Source organism: Glaciecola siphonariae (assembly GCF_042652645.1).
GTDB classification, from domain to species: domain Bacteria; phylum Pseudomonadota; class Gammaproteobacteria; order Enterobacterales; family Alteromonadaceae; genus Glaciecola; species Glaciecola siphonariae.
Window position 1 is genome coordinate 1534278 of the sequence record NZ_JBHSGU010000002.1, and the last position, 16888, is coordinate 1551165.

The following is a 16888-nucleotide window of genomic DNA, read 5'->3' on the forward strand; positions in this document are numbered from 1 at the left end:
GTGAATTTATCCTTAGTCTAAAACTGAGTGATAAAATTCCTGACATCACATTTTTGGTATTATAGCGCGATTTTGTTGTTCTTCGCTAACTTTCGCAAATGCCTGATAGGAATCGCATAGCTAATTCCGCTCGGCGCGCTTATTGCTGCCTCTTTACCCGCTTGCACAAACACTTTGTTTATAACAGCAACGACCTCACCCGTCTCGCGGTCAAATACTGGGCTACCGCTGTTGCCTGGATAGGCAGTTGCGTCTAATTGATAAATCATAAAGGGTTGTTTTAAACGAGCCAACATATCGATGGTGAGTTGATTGGCGTTTCGGGCAGGATTTATATCGGGCGCAACAGCGGCAATAATGCCGGTATGGGTTGCATGATATAAGCCGAGCACCGCACCTAAAGGAAAGCCGGTGAAAAACACGTCGCTTCCAGCTCGTAAATAATCATCGCTGCCTAGTCGCAATCCAGATAACTCTGCCCCACCAGTGCTTGACCCCGCAGATGTGCCAGGCATAGCGCTTTTCAGAGCTAGAATGGCTAAGTCATGAACAGGGTCAAATGCAATGAGGTCTAGTTTGATACTCCTGTATTGTCTTCCCTCTCCCACCATCGCGACGTAGCTTTGTACGATACTCGGGTCAAGCTCTTTTGACACCACGTGGTAGTTGGTAACAATGTAGTTCCCGTCTCCTACTACAAACCCGGTGCCTATCAGGCTAGGAACTCTAGACTCTATTGGTGTGAAAATACCGATACCCACGACCGACAGTGCGGCTTTTTCTATCAAATCAGGCAACTTTGCTTGCGCGAAAAGTTGAAAACTCACTAGAAGGCTGAGCATCAGCACCAGCGCTTTCCCTTGCTTCTTTGTTGAAATCATATAATTCTATCCATCCAATGGTTTACTATGCTGAGCACCAAAATTTTGTTTTTAGTTCAATCAACATCTTATATGTTATCTCTGCGATGATAAAAGCGATAGCTCTCACTCTTATATCCCCATTAAACCAAGCTCTGTTGCTTCTTGCAATGGGAATCTGCGTGCATCTTTATCGTCCTCATTTGAAGTACTTGTACAGGTTTTTTTACGTTTTGTCCGGTGCTTGGCTATATTTATGTTCACAGTATTTTTTTAGCTACTGGCTTTTAAGTCCGCTAGAAACACACAGTAAACATATCGACATTTACCAAGAGTCCTCCTTCGATAATAGCGCTATTTTTGTATTTGCTTGTTATTTTTACGACGCTGACAATATGCCCGACGTTGACCAATGGAACGATTGTTCGCTTCGCCGCCTGACGCATGCGTCTTTAATGTACAAAGCGTCAAAGCAATCGATAATATTAACAGGTGGCGATTTTAATGAGTATTCTGATGCCTCGTATTCTCTGGCAGCCAGAGACTTTTTAGTGCGCATGGGCGTTGATGAAAACGATATATTGGTGGTTGATGCGGGCACAAACTCCAGTGAAGAGGTACAGGCTTTGAAAAACCAGCAAGCTAGCTTCAGTCATTACCACGTGATAACCAGCGCAACCCATGCATATCGTGTTGACACACTTTTCGCGCGTTACAATTTCTCTTCGTATTGTGTGCATCCGGTTGATCATTACAACGTAAATGAATTTAATTTTGACCCCTCTCTTCCTAGCATCGCGAACCTAGAGCGGACTCGCGCCGCGTTTTATGAATACGCCGCCATTATTAACATGTATTTTCAAGATTAAATGTTAAGTCATGCCAGTTCAGTCGTGCGCGCATACTCATACCTGCGTGCCTCATGCGATAATGTAAAAACAAGGCAATTCGCCTTATAGTTAGCTACACTAACTGCCAATCAACATACAAAGCATCTCATTATGAATTTAGCAAAGCTCGACAATACCGTTTTGGATAACGCTAACATGAGCATCTTTTTATGCGTGTTGGTGTTTGTAGTGAGCGCCATTGGTGCAAAAAATCTTTATTTTCGTGGCGATTACAAAGTATTTTTTGAACCTGAAAACACCCAGCGCGTCGCATATGAAAATATGCAAAGGGTTTTCAGTAAAAATGAAAGCGCTTCTATAATGATTGCAGCCCGAAACGGGGATTTATTTAACAAAGAAAGTCTTTCACTAATAAAAGAACTCACTGATATAAGCTGGCAAGTGCCCCTGTCTACCCGGGTAGATTCCATTACCAACTTCCAGCGAAGCTATGCACAAAACGACGATTTAATTGTAGAAGATTTGGTACTCGAGACCGACTGGTTAAGCGATGACTATATTCAAACGGTGAGAAAGGTCAGTTTAGGTGAGCCTGAGCTTCGCAATAAATTGATATCTCTTGATGGTAAAGTCGCACTGATTAATATTACCGTTCAGCTACCAGACGGAGACCAAACCAAAGAAATTAATCAAATAGGTGCGCATTTACGAGCTGCAATTGCTCCCTATGTTGAGCAATATCCTGATTACGATATTCGCTTGAGCGGTTTGGTGATTATGACCGATAGCTTCTTTTTAGCCGCACAAAAAGATGCCATGACGCTGTTTCCAGCCATGTTTGCTGTGTTTGCAATTTTATTAAGCATCCTCATGCGTTCAGTGGCGGGCACAGTTGCCACCCTCGGGATTGTGATAATATCAATCGCCGCCACCATGGGTGTGGGCGGCTGGCTTGGCATGTTTATCAACATTGCGACGGTAAATGTGCCGGTAATCATTATGACGCTAGCCATCGCAGATTGCGTGCATTTGATATCAGGCACACGTTACTACATGCAACAAGGTCAGCATCAACAAGACGCTATTCTCAGTTCATTGGCACTTAATCGCAAAGCAATTATTATTACATCTGTTACCACCGCCATCGGCTTTTTAACCCTAAACTTTGCGCAGGTACCGGTGCTTGACGACATGGGAAATCTGGTGGCCATTGGCGTCTTGTTTGCTTGTTTGTTTTCTCTCATTTTGCTTCCAGCAATACTCAGTAAATGTACCTTGAAATTTGCACCGGTTGCCGTTAAGGCGCGCAACCCTCGTTGGGAGTTACTCACGCTTTGGTTAGCAAAAAACAATAGATGGGTGTTGCTTAGCGCCTTCGCACTCACAATAGTGAGCGCATTTTTAGTCACTCAAAACAAGCTTAATGACATACCCATTGAATATTTTAATAAAGGCAACGAGTTTCGCCAAAACGCAGACTTTCAACAAGAAAGATTAACCGGGCTTACCACCGTTGATTTTGCGATTTATACTGACACGGAAGATGGTATTTTAGACCCTAAGTTTTTAGAAACTATTGAGGGCCTCACTACTTGGCTAGAGGAGCAGCCAGAAGTAGACCACATCATTTCATTTTCAAATGTCATGAAGCGTTTAAATATGAACATGAATGAAGACGACCCGCTGATGTACGTATTGCCAGACCAGCGTGACTTGGCTGCTCAGCACTTACTACTTTATGAAATGTCACTTCCCTTTGGCCTCGACGTTAACAATCAAATTGACATAAATAAGTCGGCAACGCGCTTGATGGTAACAACGCAAAATCTTGGGAGTGCTGAACTCACAGGTTTAGAATCACGCGCCAAACAATGGCTTAAACAAAACGCTCCAGAGTATCGACTAGAGGGTGCCAGTATACCGCTAATATTTGCGCATATTGGTGAGCAAAACATGAAAGGCGTGGCCCAAGGGGCGGTCGTTGCACTGCTGCTTATATCAATACTGTTGTTCTTTGCGCTGAAGAGCTTCAGTTTAGGCGCAATTAGTATTATTCCCAATCTGCTACCTGCTCTTTTCGGTTTTGCCATTTGGGCGCTTATATCTGGCAATATCAGCATGGCGCTTTCGGTAGTTATGACCATGCCTTTAGGTATTATTGTAGACGATACTGTGCACTTTTTAGTTAAGTATCAATCGGCGCAAAAACAGGGGCTGTCGGCTGTTAAAAGCGTGCAGTTTGCTTACGAAAACGTGAGCCGGGCTTTAATCATCACCACGGTGGTGCTTGCATCAGGTTTCGGCGTACTTGCCTTTTCTGACTTTGCGATTAATTCCGAGATGGGTACGCTGACCGCGATTATTATTGTGCTAGCGCTTATCGTCGATTTATTTGTTTTACCTGCGGCTCTGCTGGTTGGCAAATCGCCCGACTCCGCTAAAGAAGCTTAGAGCTTCGAAAATTAGGCGTCGCTTTATTGCTACACAATCGATGACAGCGATAATCCGGCACCTTCTTTCCTTTTTTACAACTATGGTATTGATTTACACAACCTAAATCGCTGTCATTTGTTCATAATGAATACATGAGACGATGTGGCTTTAAAAACCGCAAGCATTTTAAATTTCACTGTATGTGAAAAGATACAGTTTGCAAACGGTTAATAGCATGTTAAATTAGGAGTGTGGAATCATCAAAAAACCATATCTCCATAGGAAACAAGTGGTTAGCTTGGATGCGCAGTGAGTGACTAATGTTGGCATATGCCATGCAAAGACACTCCCGAATAGTTAAAGGTATTACTATTCATTCTTTCCAAGGACGATTCCAACACACACTACACAAAGCGCTCGTGACTTTTTTAAGCTTATTTTTTATAAGCGTTCGATTGTTGTGAGATGCAATTAGTAGACGAAATTCAGTAGGTGATTTAATGCGTCCAAACAGTATTTTTTTTGACGTGGGTTTAAATGGTTTAAGCCTGCGAGGCTCGTTCAAAAAATTTAAACAAGAGAATTTGAAGAAAATGAGCACTGCAATTGAAAACTACAAAAAAGCGCGTGAAGCAAAAGAGCTCACCGCTCACTTTTGCCAGTTTTTTAATGCATCGATTGCAAAATCTGCTAGTGAGCTAGACAAGTGCTTTAGAATTCGTCACGAAGTATACTGTGAAGAAATGGGCTATTTACCTTTGTGTGACGATAAGCTTGAGCGCACACATGTTGATGAACACTCGCTGCACTGCACCATTCAACATAAGTTGAGCAAGCATTTTGCAGGAACCGTTAGACTTGTTTATACGCAAAGCGAAGACCAAAAACTGCCCGTTGAACAATTTTGTATAAACAGCATTACTGACACCGCATTTCATCCAAGTAACTTTCCGCGTGAAGAAATTTGTGAAATTTCGCGCCTTGCCGTTCCTGCCAGCTTTAGACGCCGAAAGATGGACAAATTTAAGAACGCAGCAACAGGCGGCATAAACGAATACGAATACTCTGAAGAAGAGCTTAGATGCTTTCCCTTCGTGGCGATTGGTCTGTATCTAGCGGCCGGCGCGGCAGCGCTTCGCACAAATCGTTCTCATGTGTTTGTAATGATGGAGCCTCGCTTGGCTAGAAACATGCAATTTGTCGGGATTTCGTTCAAACAAATTGGCGAAACGGTGAATTACCACGGCAAAAGAGCACCTTATTATATTAACGCACACGATTTTAAAAGAGAGTTAAAATCTGCTTTTAAAAATATGCTGGGCAACATCGACCAGCAGCTTTATCACGATTAATCCTGCCATCTACTAAACTAATCACAGTGCAGGCGGATATATATATAACTGCATTGTGATTGGTCACTTTTATGTCTACCTTCGAATATCAAAACGCGTTTTCCCGAAATATCGGTTGGCTTACTCCCGATGAGCAGTTGCATTTAAAAAATCGCAGAGTAGCGGTGGCAGGTTGCGGCGGTGTGGGCGCTGAATATATTGTTGCATTGGCGAGAGCTGGTTTTCAAAATTTTAACATCGCTGATTTTGACGAGTACGAAGTTCATAACTTTAACCGACAGGCTGGCGCGTTCATGTCAACCGTTGGGCAGGATAAGTCTAAAGTCATGGAACAAGTTGCCTTAGATATTAATCCTCAAAGCGACATCAAAAGATTTGATGACGGTGTGAATAAAGACAATATAGATGCCTTTTTGCACGACGTTGATGTTTACGTAGACGGTCTTGATTTCTTTGCTTTAGAAGCGCGCTTACTGGTGTATAAGTATTGTCAAGACAAAGGGATCCCCGTTTTTATAGCCGCCCCCATTGGCATGGGCACTGCCATGCTGAACTTCCTGCCCGGCTCTATGAGCTACGACGATTATTTTAATTTTTCGTCGGTAGATAGCTTAGAAGAAAAGCTTGTGCTGTTTATGATTGGCCTGAGCCCCTCACTCATTCAATTGAAGTACTTGGTATATCCAGAAGGTGCGAATTTTAGCCAGCAAAAAACGCCGTCTACCATTATCGGCGTTAAATTGTGTGCCGGCGTGGTAGCTTCGAACGTGTTAAAACACGTTTTGAAACGCGGCAAAATTATCGCTGCGCCCCGCGCGATGCACTTTGACGCGTATTTGAATACCCTTAAACATACTCACTGCAGGTTTGGCAACAAGGGGCTATTGCAGCGCCTGAAATACGCTATTGCTAAAAAACGTCTTGTTTGAGGTCATCGCTAGGTATCATCTTAGCCTCCTTCATCAACGTACCAAAATCTAGAACTAAAGCCGACCCCCTCCTCTTTTCGCTACATATTGTTAATATGTACAATTGTGTTTATTCTAGGCAATTATGATGTTGAGTAAGCAGAGCATCGCTAGATTTAGTTCGCGGGTTTTCATGCGGGTTGTAGTGCTAGTGCAACTACTGCTCTCACATCAGTCAGTATATGCTTTTACGTGCGTGATTTTGCTTACTTTGCTTTATTTTACTTACTTTATTTTGCTTACTTGATTTTATTTACTTAACAATACGCGCTTGTTACTGAGAACTATTATTGACGATTTGCTAATGCAAACTTGTCATAAGCTGCGTTACATAAATACCTCTGTGCAACACCCTAAAAAGGAAACTGATCAATGAAAAGTATGAAGGACAACATACTAATAACACTCGCTATACTACTCATGTTTGGCTGTAGCCAAAAAAGCCCTGAAGAACTGTTTCAAAGCGCGAAGCTAAATGCAGAAAGTGGCAATTACAGCGAAGCGGTTGTTGATCTTAAAAATCTTATTGCGCAAGATTTTACCGCAGCTGAGGCTCGCGCGCTGCTCGGACAAATCTACCTTAAGTTAAGCGAGTTTGATGCTGCTGAAAAAGAGCTCCGACGCGCCGCTGACATGGGCGCAAAAGATATTGAAGTTTATCCTTATTTAGCGAAAACGCTGTATTATCAAGAGGATTTTAGCGGTCTCATTGACCTTGAGCAGAATAAAGGAACGGGCTTTGACCCTCAGGCTAAGGAAACCCTAAAACTTCTTTCGTACTTATCGCAAGTGCGCCTATCTCAAGACGACGTATCACAAGTGCCGCAGCCAGAGCTTGCAGACACATTTAACGCTACCTTAGCAGATGCTTATCGGCTGTTCATAAAGGGCGAAACCGAGCAGGCTAATGAAAAACTCGAGTCACTGACCACACCCCATGAAAATGAAGCAGAGCTGTACTTTTTAAACGGCTTGGTTAAAGACCAGCTAGGCCAACTGAAAGACACCGCTGCAAACTATGAACGTTTAATGGAAATTTATCCTAATTATCACTTAGGACGCCTTTTACTCATAGACGTGCTGGTAAGAGACAATGAGTTAGAGAGTGCAGATATGCACGTGAGCATGCTTATGGCACTCGATCCAGAGCAGCCTACTGTAAACTTCTATAAAGGTGCCATTGAATTTTTAGAGAAAAATTATTCAGTCAGCTATGGGCATGCGCAAAAAGCGAAAGAAGGCGGAGTGCAAGACTACCGCAACGAAATGGTGCATGGACTGAGTTCATTAAAACTGGGCAACCTAGAACAGGCCTATGCTTCACTTGCAAAAGCGGCGGCCCAGCTTCCCAAAAACCATAGCGTTCACCGTTTACTGACTCAACTACAGTTTAATTTGGGAAATGGCAGCGCCGCTTTAGAAACACTCAACGCGCTTGAAGGCAGTTCAGACCTCGACGTTATTCTGCACGAAAACGCAGCCAATTTATTTGCTGCTCAGCAGAACTTTGAAAAGGCAAGTCAGCAAATGAACAGGGTTAATACCTTGTCAGGCAGTTCACTTAACGCTGAGCGCTTACTAAAAGAAGGCTTAACAAAAATTGCCATTAATGACTTCAGCGGAGCAAGTCAAATAGAGCAATCAATTGAAATGGACCCTAGCGTGGTACAAAAGTGGCTTCTTCTTGCTGAGGTTTATATGGACCAAGGGGAAACCGACAAAGCGCTGACCTTAGCCAAACAGCTGAGCAAAGAAGATGAACCCTCAGGATTAGTGCTTGAAGGGCAAATATACTCGCGCCTCGGTCAGCAAGACAAGGCTAATGACCTATATCAAGCAGCGCTTGCAAATACGCCTGACCATGTACCGGCAACTAACAATTTAATAAGCTCGTATATGAAGGCGCAAGAATTTGACAAGGCCAGGGCATGGGTAACAAAAGCGCTTGATGCGAATCCTGATAATAAGTTAGCAGGCGCGCAGCTGGTTCGAATAGCAAGCAAGCAAGGTTTTAAACAGCAAGATGTAGAGTACTTAACACGCCTATCTGAGCAACATCCCGAGACTGATACCCCATTAGTGATCCTTGCTTCATGGCTGCGTGAAAAGGGAGATTCAGCGGCGGCAATTGATATTTTGCGCAGCAACAAAGCAAAGCTAAGCGACTCCGGTTTAATGTCTCTCGGTGATGCCTTATACAACAATGATAACTTAGAAGAAGCGAAAGATATTTACCTCGAGTGGGCAGAAGCCTATCCAAACCAAGTCATGCCAATACTCAGACTAGTCGCCGTATATACACGCCTCGGGGATGGTGCAAGACTAAGCCCTCTGCTTGATAATGCAGCGCAAAGATATCCTAACGTTGAATCAATAAGACTGGCACGGTTGCAAAACCTTGTTCGCATTAAAAGTTTTACCGCGGCGCAGCAAGAATTCAATTATTTGATATCTCAGGGTTCAAACAATATCGTGCTGAGTAAAGTCAAAGGGCAGCTCGCTGTTGCCGCCAAGCGTTATGGGCAAGCCATTGCGCCGCTCTCTGAATATTACGCGGCATCAAATAATTTAGGTGATGCCGTTAATCTTGCCCTTGCATACCTTGGTAATGGACAGAAAAATAAAGCCAGTGAGCTATTGCTTGCGCATTTAGAGAAAACGGGAAACACGCCCATCGCGACTATGACGGTGGCGGAGTTCATGCTGACGAATCAATTTTACCAGCAAGCCGTTGAGCTTTACCGTCAGCTGATTAAGTTTCAGCCAAAAAATGTCATTGCACAAAATAACCTCGCTATTGCTTATATAGGCAACAATCAAGCTGCAGAGGCCTTGAGTGCAGCGCAGACGGCGATTGAACTGGCGCCGCAGGAGCCACAGGTAATGGACACATACGGATGGGCGCTATATAAAAATGGCAGTCAAACAGAAGCTGAACAAATGCTAGCGGTTGCGCATCAGGCTCAAAACGCAAACCCTGGCATTGCCCTGCACTATGCCGAAGTACTTATTGCTCAAAACAAAAAGCAGCTTGCAACGCGGGTTATTAATCAAACAAATCCGATAACGCTAGCGCAAGCTGAGCATTTAGAAAAACTCAAAATTGAACTGGCCACGCTACAGTAAACATAGAATAGCCATCAAGAAAGTTTGTAGATGGTAGCTGACAAAAAATAGCAGTGAAAATTACGCTAAAAATAGCTGTCAGGAAATTTAACAGTTTGTTAAGGGAAAGTATTTGGATAAATAGCAATCGATTATAAATGCATGTTTTTATTGGTTTTTATACCAGATGGAAAAGTGGCATCATTTCTGCATCGACGTAACCGTAGATTATTTTTGATACTAAAAAAGGAACTCAAATGAAACAATTACTAAAAACAACAGCTATTGCTGCTGTCGCATTAGCGTCTAGCAACGCAGTTGCTGGTGGTATGTATATCGATGTTGGTAGCCCGGCATTTGACCAGTATTTCTCTGGCGGTGGCTTAGTAGCTAACGACGCAGATACCCAAACCGGCACATTTACCGAGTTTGGTTTTACCGGCTTATTAGCAACGTCAATTTACGGTTTGACGGCTGGTGGTACATTAGATGGTACAATCATCGACACCAACATCACAGCTGACCTTATGGCTGCTGGCATTACAGCGGGCGGCACAGGCGGTTTAAGCCTTGCGGGCAACCCATATGTAGTTCCAGGTGGTCCTAACGCTGGTGACACTACCTTAGCTCTTCCAGACTGTAACGGCGGTCAGTGCTCAGTGAGCAACCTTTCACCACTAACAAATGCGGCTGGTATTGAAGACGGTGAAGGTTTTGGTAACACTTGGGGCTTTGACGTTGAATATAACCTTATCGCTACTCTAGGCGCGAATGGTCCGGTATACACTGGTGGTTATATCGATTTCTTCTTCAATGATTTGATAAATGGGACTCAGAGTCTTGCCTTTAGTGCCAACGTAACAGGTTCAAGCATCAACGCTGCGAACTTAGACATTTTCTTTGAAGTATCCTTTGTTGAAGCTGGACTTTTGTTTGTTCAGGATCAATACGGCAACTTCCAGGATTTATCTGTTGAGCTAGCGAATGCTGTAGCAAGCGGCAGTAACTTCCCAACGTTCCAGATTGATACAAACGTTAACCCGCCAGTACCAACTGCAGACGGCTTGTTAGTAGTTACTGGTACTGATGGCGTAACTCGCGCTATCCGTCAAACTACTCTAGATGGTTCAGCACGAGTAACGCTTGTACCAGAGCCAAGCACACTAGCTCTACTTGGCTTAAGTCTAGTAGGTTTCGGTGTAGCTTCTCGCCGTCGCAAGCAGTAAGTTTTAGCATCAAAATAGTCTGACTAGCCGGCCCATTGGGCCGGCTTTTTTATTGCTGGTCTTGTTTTTTATTACTGCTATAGACTGAACACAATTTACCGTGCTTCACTTAAAATACCTATTGCGCAAACTTTCAAAGCTTGCAACACTTGTCAAAGTTTTTAACACCTCGTTTATGCCATAAATGTTATGGAAAAAAGCGCTACCTGACTATCAATGACTATCACGTGAATTCTGCACAGCCGCTCTCAGTCCATGTTCATCAAGATGTCTCTGAAACCTTTCTCAGTGATATGTTCTCTGTTGTGCAGTCATGTCCCCTACAATCACCTTTTTTATCGCGGCAATGGTTCTTGTCTTTGCACGCGCATGCAAGCAATACAAATTCTAAAGCTGCGTTCACATTTGTGCAGTTTTGTGAACACGGTAGTACGATAGGTTTTTGTCTCGTAGGTGTGCAAAGGCGGTGGTATGGCGATATTTATTATCTAAATCAAACTGGCATTGATGAGTTTGATCAAATGTGGATTGAACACAATGACATCATCGCAACTAACCCAGACAATGTGCTTATATGCAGAGCTGCCTTAATCAATACACTTGCAGCAATTCCGAGGTTTCATCGCTTTGTGGTGTCGATGGGAGCGAGTAAGCACTGGCACACAAATACAATAAGCGAGTGGTCCTGCACCGAAGAACGCGTCGCATATGTTGACCTCAACGCTATTGCTCGCAATAAGCAAGACTATATGGATACTTTGTCGAAAAACTCTAAGTCTAGTCTCAGGCGAAGCAAAAACTTTATTACAAAACAATTTGGTGAGGTAACATACGCGATACACCGAGAAAAGCTTTCATCGCTCTTAAGCCGAGAACTCGCGCCATTACATATTAAGCAGTGGTCTGATACAGAGCATCAAAGCGGTTTCACTAATCCAGTATTTACTCAATTCCATTCGCGCCTGAGTGAGTCAGGGGATGAGCGGCTACATTTTGAAATTATGCGTTTTGATGCGGGTGATAAGACGCTTGGATATTTATATCAATTTGTTTGTGACAAACGTGTTTATTTTTATTTGTCCGCAATCAATTATGATGAACCTAACAATAACTACAAGCCGGGAATATTGATGCACGCTTTAGCGATTCAACATTACTTAGCATCAGGCTATGAGCGTTATGATTTTCTGGCTGGTGCCGCCCGTTATAAAGAGTCCTTAAGTAACGCTCACTATCATATGTATTCACTGCATTTAGTCAGTCGACGTGCCTTCCATCAAGGTCTATTCTGGGCTAATAAAATAATAAAGCGCGTAATGTTTTACGCCGCAAAAGCGAAACGCTAAGCGCGACTATGAATAAAGAACAACATGTCTTTACCTTAATTAAGCCTACTGAGTCGCACAGCGCTTTTTCACAGGGCGTGCCGCTGCCAAAAGGTATGTATTCAGCAAATGAGAGCATAGAACTCTTCTTTAACAATACAGCTGTACCTTGCGCTACTCGAGCCCTTGCACTTTGGCCAGACCGTTCGATTCGCTGGCTAATGCTTGAATGCGTCCTCCCGCCTGTTAGTAATGCCAATACTAAGTTTTACATTCGCACACTGCGCTACAACAATGTGACACTTAAGAAAAAATGGGTGCATCAGGATAATGACCAACTTCGTGTTGGTCTCAAAGACACTCGCTTAAGTTTTGATACCAATAATTTTTTACATTTCACCAGCAACGGTGCTGTTAGCGAGGGTCAGGCCACATTCGAGTTTGAGGGACAGGCGCTTTTAATACAAACAATACGCACGCAACATCAAAGCTACTATGATTCGCAAAACCGCCCTCTATTTTGTGATGTAACTCAAGAAGCAGACTTTATAACGGCTCAAAATCAAGCTGTACGCGCAAAAGCAAGCCTTAGGTGTTATTACCACTTAGGGCTTGTGCAAGTGCAGGTAAACATACATAACCCGCAAGCAGTGGTGCATCACGGCGGTAAATGGGATTTAGGAAACGAACATAGTTTAGCACTCACTCAGTTTCAAATTCGCCTAAGCTCAGAGGCAGTAAATACAAATAAAGCCACCTTGTATGCTGGTGAAGACACAGCATCAATTGAAGCATCGGCTAGCGGTGTAAAGAAGATGTCAGTCACGCAATTTAGCAGCGGCGGCGAACGCTGGGACAGTCCAAACCATAAACGAGCAGATAATCGTGTTGCCTTAAAAAAGCGCGGCGCTCAGTGCTTACTAGATGGCGCTGTTAGCGATATGCTAAGACCCGAACCTGCGGTTTTTTGGGAAGGGTCAAATGGTTATGCGCTATTGCGAACACAGCATTTTTGGCAAAAATTCCCAAGCCAATTAAAAGCCGATGGTGAGCATATAAAGTTAGGGTTTACCAACATCACTGACTCTGGCAATGAATATGAAGAATTACAAGCTGGCGAGAGTAAATCGCATAACTTTGATCTTTTACTTTTGCCGACCAAGCCAAGTATTAACATCGGGTTTTCGAAGGCGCAAATCAAGATCCCCGAAACGTTGTTAGAGCAATGCAGCATTATCCCATGGTTCAATAGCGCGAGCGCTAACGATGACTTGCAATTATTCATCAATGCAGGAATAAACGCTGAACACGCTAACTTTTTTAAAAAGCGTGAAGCGCTTGACGAATTTGGCTGGCGTAACTTTGGTGATATCTATGCTGACCACGAAGCGGTAGGGCAAGACCCAAGTAAGCCGTTTGTATCGCATTACAACAATCAATACGACCCTCTACACGGTTTTTTAAAGCAGTGGATGTTAAGCGGTGACAGCAGATGGCAAACTCTGGCAGATGATCTTTTTGACCATATCGTCAACATAGACATTTATGAAACTGACAGTGATAAGCCTGAATATAATAAGGGCCTGTTTTGGCACACCGACCACTATGTTGAGGCGCAAACCGCTACCCACAGAACCTATTCAAAGCATCAACAGGCCAACGTATATATGGACCATGCTGGCGGCGGAGGTCCGGGTGCTCATCATTGCTATACTTCAGGCTTAGCCCTTTACTATTGGCTCAACGGCAGTCAACGAGCACTCGACGTGCTTCTTGGTATGACACAATGGATGAGCCATATATACGAGGGCGATAAAACCCTGCTGGGCTTGTTTTTACGCATCAAAAATGCAAACTATTTACGAGTCCCCTTTACCAATAAATTAGCCCTAGGCAGCGGTACCGGCGTTTTACGCAACGTTTTTACCAATAAATATCCGCTAGACAGAGGCACAGGAAACTACGTCAACACGCTCCTCGACGCTTTTGAGGTGACGCATGATTTTCAATACTTAAGTCAAAGTGAAACCGTTATTCTCAATACCATTTGTGCAGACGATGATTTATCCCAGCGAAATTTTAGCGACATTGAAAATACATGGTTTTATATTGTATTTTTGCAGGCGGTCGCAAAGCATTTATTTTACGCCGCAAACCTAAGCGGGCATGCAGATAAAACACGCGTTATTTTGCGCGCTTTTTTACACTATGCTCAATATGTTCGCGACCATGAAACCCTTTATTTAGATAACAAACAGTGTCTTGAATATCCAAATGATACGTGGACTGCGCAAGACGTCAGAAAGGTCCACGTGCTGGCCTGCGCGTCTGCATTGTGCGCGCCGTCAGAAAAAGACCTGTATTCGCAAAAAGCAAATGCCTTGCATGCATCAATTGTTGCCAAGCTTAAACACAGTGACGAAGCGCAGTACACCCGTATTCTTGCGCTGCTGATGCAAAATTATGGAGCAGTCGAGGCGCTTAATAGTATTGATATTCCCCTTAAACATGATGCGGCAAACCCAACTAATAAAGTCGTAAAAGCGCCCTCTTTTACAAAGCGGCTAATACGCTTTGTTACCCAATACTCCTTGAAAAGAGAGCGCCAACACTTAGTGGCACGCTTACCCAAACTTAAAAAGTACTTAGGTCAATAGTATGACGAAGCCACTTAGCTGTGAATTAAGCTTTATTATTCCTCATATGGGACGCGAGAACATGTTATGTCAAACGATTGATTCGATTGGCGCGCAGCATTTTGCGCTTGACCAAGTTGAAGTGATTGTGGCGACAAAAAACCATGCGCTTACACTTGCCGACTTACCTCAGATTGACAACTTACGCATTAGTTTAGTGCAAGCAGACCCTGCTTTGACAATTTCTCATCAACGCAACCTTGCCGCATCACATGCAAAAGGCAAACACCTGGCTTTTTTAGATGCCGATGTTTGTCTGGCACCCAACTGGATTGAAGCTATGCTGACGCTGTTGAAAAGCGATGGCGAGATAAAACTAGTTAGCGCAATACAAAAAAATAGCGACAATGCGCCGCCTTTAGAGCAATTAAGGACATTTATAAGCAACGCCCATATCGACTGCGAAGTGGAGTTCTTACCGGGACGAAACTTATTGCTGAGCGCAGAGACTTTTGACGAAAGCGGCGGCTTTCCTGAACACTTAGTTACGTGTGAAGACTATGTATTTACCCAGCGTGTCCATCAGCAGGGAAAATTGATATATAGCAGCAATAGCACGTATATCCATTTAGGCGAGGACAAAGCGTTCTGGCCAATGGCGAAAAAAGAAGTGTGGCGCGGACAGTCAAATATCGCGTCTCTGTCTGGTCGTAAAGTCCCTTCGTCTGAATGGCCCAGTTTTATCGCTCCACCAATCTTTACTTTAGGACTGTTCGCTGCTGTTATCGCACTATTAGCAGGCGCTCTGCTATGGTCTAGCGTGTTCTTAATACCCAGTGTACTTGTTCTGCTCCTTTATACCTTTCGACTTTATCGAATAAGCAAAGGTGGACTTTCGCTGAGTACAATCTTGAGCTTTTATAGCTTATACTTCCCTGCCCGAACATGGGGAACAGTCAAAGGTTTTTTTAATTAGTAGGTTTAGTTACCCGCGATATTACTAGGTAAGCATGAAGCAGACTCCGCACATACTACAGTTTATATGTTCAACCGGATTTTACGGCGCTGAACGATGGATACTGGCCTTATGCAGAAATACCGTGGCCGGTGATGCAAAATATTCATTAGCCGTAACGCTAGAACCTGGCAGCGAGGACCTTGAGCTTGTAAAACAGTTTGAGGCTCATTGCGGCGATACTTATTTAGCCCCAATGAGTAACCGTTTTGACTTTTCTGTTGTAAACAAGCTGGCACAATACATCAAAAGTAATGATATTGACCTTATTCATACGCATGGATATAAGTCGGACATACTGGGCATCTTGGCGGCAAAAAAAGCCGGTATTCCGGTAGTTGTTACCCCGCACGGCTTTGAAAATGCCGAAGACTTGAAATTGCGCCTGTTTATATGGCTGGGCTGCCAGTCTATGCGTTTTGCCAATCATGTCGTGCCTTTATCGCCACAGTTGATGCAAGATGTGCGGCGCTACGGCGTACATGAGCCAAAGCTTCGCTATATTCAAAATGGCGTTGACCTCTCAGAAGTCGATGCCGTTCGCCAAGCACCTCCACAACTTCAGAAAGAAAAAAAACGCATCGGCTTTATCGGGCAAATGATTAGCCGAAAAAACATCAAAGATATCTTAAATATTTTTGACCAGCTCACTCAAAATAGAGACGATATAGAACTAGTCTTATTAGGCGATGGCGACGAACGAAGCGAGCTTGAAGCGTATGCAAACACCCTGACAAGCGCGCCTGACATTCACTTTCTTGGCTATCGTGATGACCGCCTTGATTATTTACGCAGTTTCGATTTATTTGTGATGACCTCGACCTTAGAGGGCATACCACGATGCCTGATGGAAGCATGCGCCATGGCTATTCCAGTTGCCGCATACAATATCTCAGGGGTAGATCAGCTCGTTCACGACGAGCAGACAGGTCTATTGGCAAAACTTGGGGACAAAGCTACCCTCATGCATCAATGGCAACGCTTGCTAGACGACGAAGAACTCGCAAAGCAAATAGGACAAAATGCGTTAAGCTACGTCAACGAACATTATTCGGCTAAGCGAATGGCAGACGAATATTTAGCTTTGTTTGAACAGCTTTTGGCAACTGGATAGCGC

Annotated in this window: 11 protein-coding genes; 10 read left to right on the forward strand and 1 reads right to left on the reverse strand. The window is 43.7% G+C overall.

All coding sequences use genetic code 11. The annotated features are described in order from the left end of the window. Positions 1-59: 59 nt before the first annotated feature. Entirely contained in the window at positions 60-881 is an 822-nt protein-coding gene (locus ACFO4O_RS08175) for a S1 family peptidase (protein ID WP_382407278.1), read from the reverse strand. Positions 882-1093: 212 nt separating this feature from the next. Here ACFO4O_RS08175 and ACFO4O_RS08180 point away from each other — a divergent pair, with 212 nt between their 5' ends. The 10 genes from ACFO4O_RS08180 (at position 1094) to ACFO4O_RS08225 (ending at position 16885) form a co-directional block, all read left to right on the forward strand. Beyond that, positions 1094-1729 (forward strand): YdcF family protein, encoded by a 636-nt coding sequence (locus ACFO4O_RS08180; RefSeq protein WP_382407280.1) that lies wholly within the window; start codon positions 1094-1096, stop codon positions 1727-1729. 132 nt (positions 1730-1861) lie between these two features. Further along, positions 1862-4162 carry an efflux RND transporter permease subunit gene (locus tag ACFO4O_RS08185; RefSeq protein ID WP_382407282.1) on the forward strand — a complete coding sequence of 767 codons (2301 nt, stop codon included), beginning with the start codon at positions 1862-1864 and terminating at the stop codon, positions 4160-4162. A gap of 482 nt (positions 4163-4644) precedes the next feature. After that, positions 4645-5496, forward strand: coding sequence for a PEP-CTERM/exosortase system-associated acyltransferase (locus tag ACFO4O_RS08190; RefSeq protein ID WP_382407284.1), 852 nt, complete (start codon positions 4645-4647; stop codon positions 5494-5496). A gap of 71 nt (positions 5497-5567) precedes the next feature. Beyond that, on the forward strand, positions 5568-6425 hold the full coding sequence (locus tag ACFO4O_RS08195; protein WP_382407286.1) for a ThiF family adenylyltransferase: 858 nt from the start codon (positions 5568-5570) through the stop codon (positions 6423-6425). Positions 6426-6836: 411 nt separating this feature from the next. Then, the gene (gene prsT, locus ACFO4O_RS08200; protein ID WP_382407288.1) at positions 6837-9590 is read left to right on the forward strand and encodes an XrtA/PEP-CTERM system TPR-repeat protein PrsT; all 2754 of its coding nucleotides are present in this window, start codon (positions 6837-6839) and stop codon (positions 9588-9590) included. A 236-nt stretch (positions 9591-9826) separates the two neighbouring features. Continuing rightward, entirely contained in the window at positions 9827-10795 is a 969-nt protein-coding gene (locus ACFO4O_RS08205) for a PEP-CTERM sorting domain-containing protein (protein WP_382407290.1), read from the forward strand. Positions 10796-11022: 227 nt separating this feature from the next. After that, entirely contained in the window at positions 11023-12141 is a 1119-nt protein-coding gene (locus ACFO4O_RS08210; protein ID WP_382407292.1) for a GNAT family N-acetyltransferase, read from the forward strand. A gap of 8 nt (positions 12142-12149) precedes the next feature. Continuing rightward, positions 12150-14777 carry an RIFT barrel domain-containing protein gene (locus ACFO4O_RS08215; RefSeq protein WP_382407294.1) on the forward strand — a complete coding sequence of 876 codons (2628 nt, stop codon included), beginning with the start codon at positions 12150-12152 and terminating at the stop codon, positions 14775-14777. Position 14778: 1 nt separating this feature from the next. Then, positions 14779-15732, forward strand: a complete 954-nt coding sequence (locus tag ACFO4O_RS08220) for a glycosyltransferase family 2 protein (RefSeq protein ID WP_382407295.1) — start codon at positions 14779-14781, stop codon at positions 15730-15732. A gap of 34 nt (positions 15733-15766) precedes the next feature. Beyond that, positions 15767-16885 (forward strand): glycosyltransferase, encoded by a 1119-nt coding sequence (locus ACFO4O_RS08225; protein WP_382407296.1) that lies wholly within the window; start codon positions 15767-15769, stop codon positions 16883-16885. Positions 16886-16888 lie beyond the last annotated feature (3 nt).

Bases quoted from the DNA above. Each gene is read 5' to 3' on its own strand.
- ACFO4O_RS08175 (WP_382407278.1), bottom strand. From the start codon at position 881: ATGATTTCAACAAAGAAGCAAGGGAAAGCGCTGGTGCTGATGCTCAGC.
- ACFO4O_RS08185 (WP_382407282.1), top strand. From the start codon at position 1,862: ATGAATTTAGCAAAGCTCGACAATACCGTTTTGGATAACGCTAACATG.
- ACFO4O_RS08190 (WP_382407284.1), top strand. From the start codon at position 4,645: ATGCGTCCAAACAGTATTTTTTTTGACGTGGGTTTAAATGGTTTAAGC.
- ACFO4O_RS08195 (WP_382407286.1), top strand. From the start codon at position 5,568: ATGTCTACCTTCGAATATCAAAACGCGTTTTCCCGAAATATCGGTTGG.
- prsT (WP_382407288.1), top strand. From the start codon at position 6,837: ATGAAAAGTATGAAGGACAACATACTAATAACACTCGCTATACTACTC.
- ACFO4O_RS08205 (WP_382407290.1), top strand. From the start codon at position 9,827: ATGAAACAATTACTAAAAACAACAGCTATTGCTGCTGTCGCATTAGCG.
- ACFO4O_RS08215 (WP_382407294.1), top strand. From the start codon at position 12,150: ATGAATAAAGAACAACATGTCTTTACCTTAATTAAGCCTACTGAGTCG.
- ACFO4O_RS08220 (WP_382407295.1), top strand. From the start codon at position 14,779: ATGACGAAGCCACTTAGCTGTGAATTAAGCTTTATTATTCCTCATATG.
- ACFO4O_RS08225 (WP_382407296.1), top strand. From the start codon at position 15,767: ATGAAGCAGACTCCGCACATACTACAGTTTATATGTTCAACCGGATTT.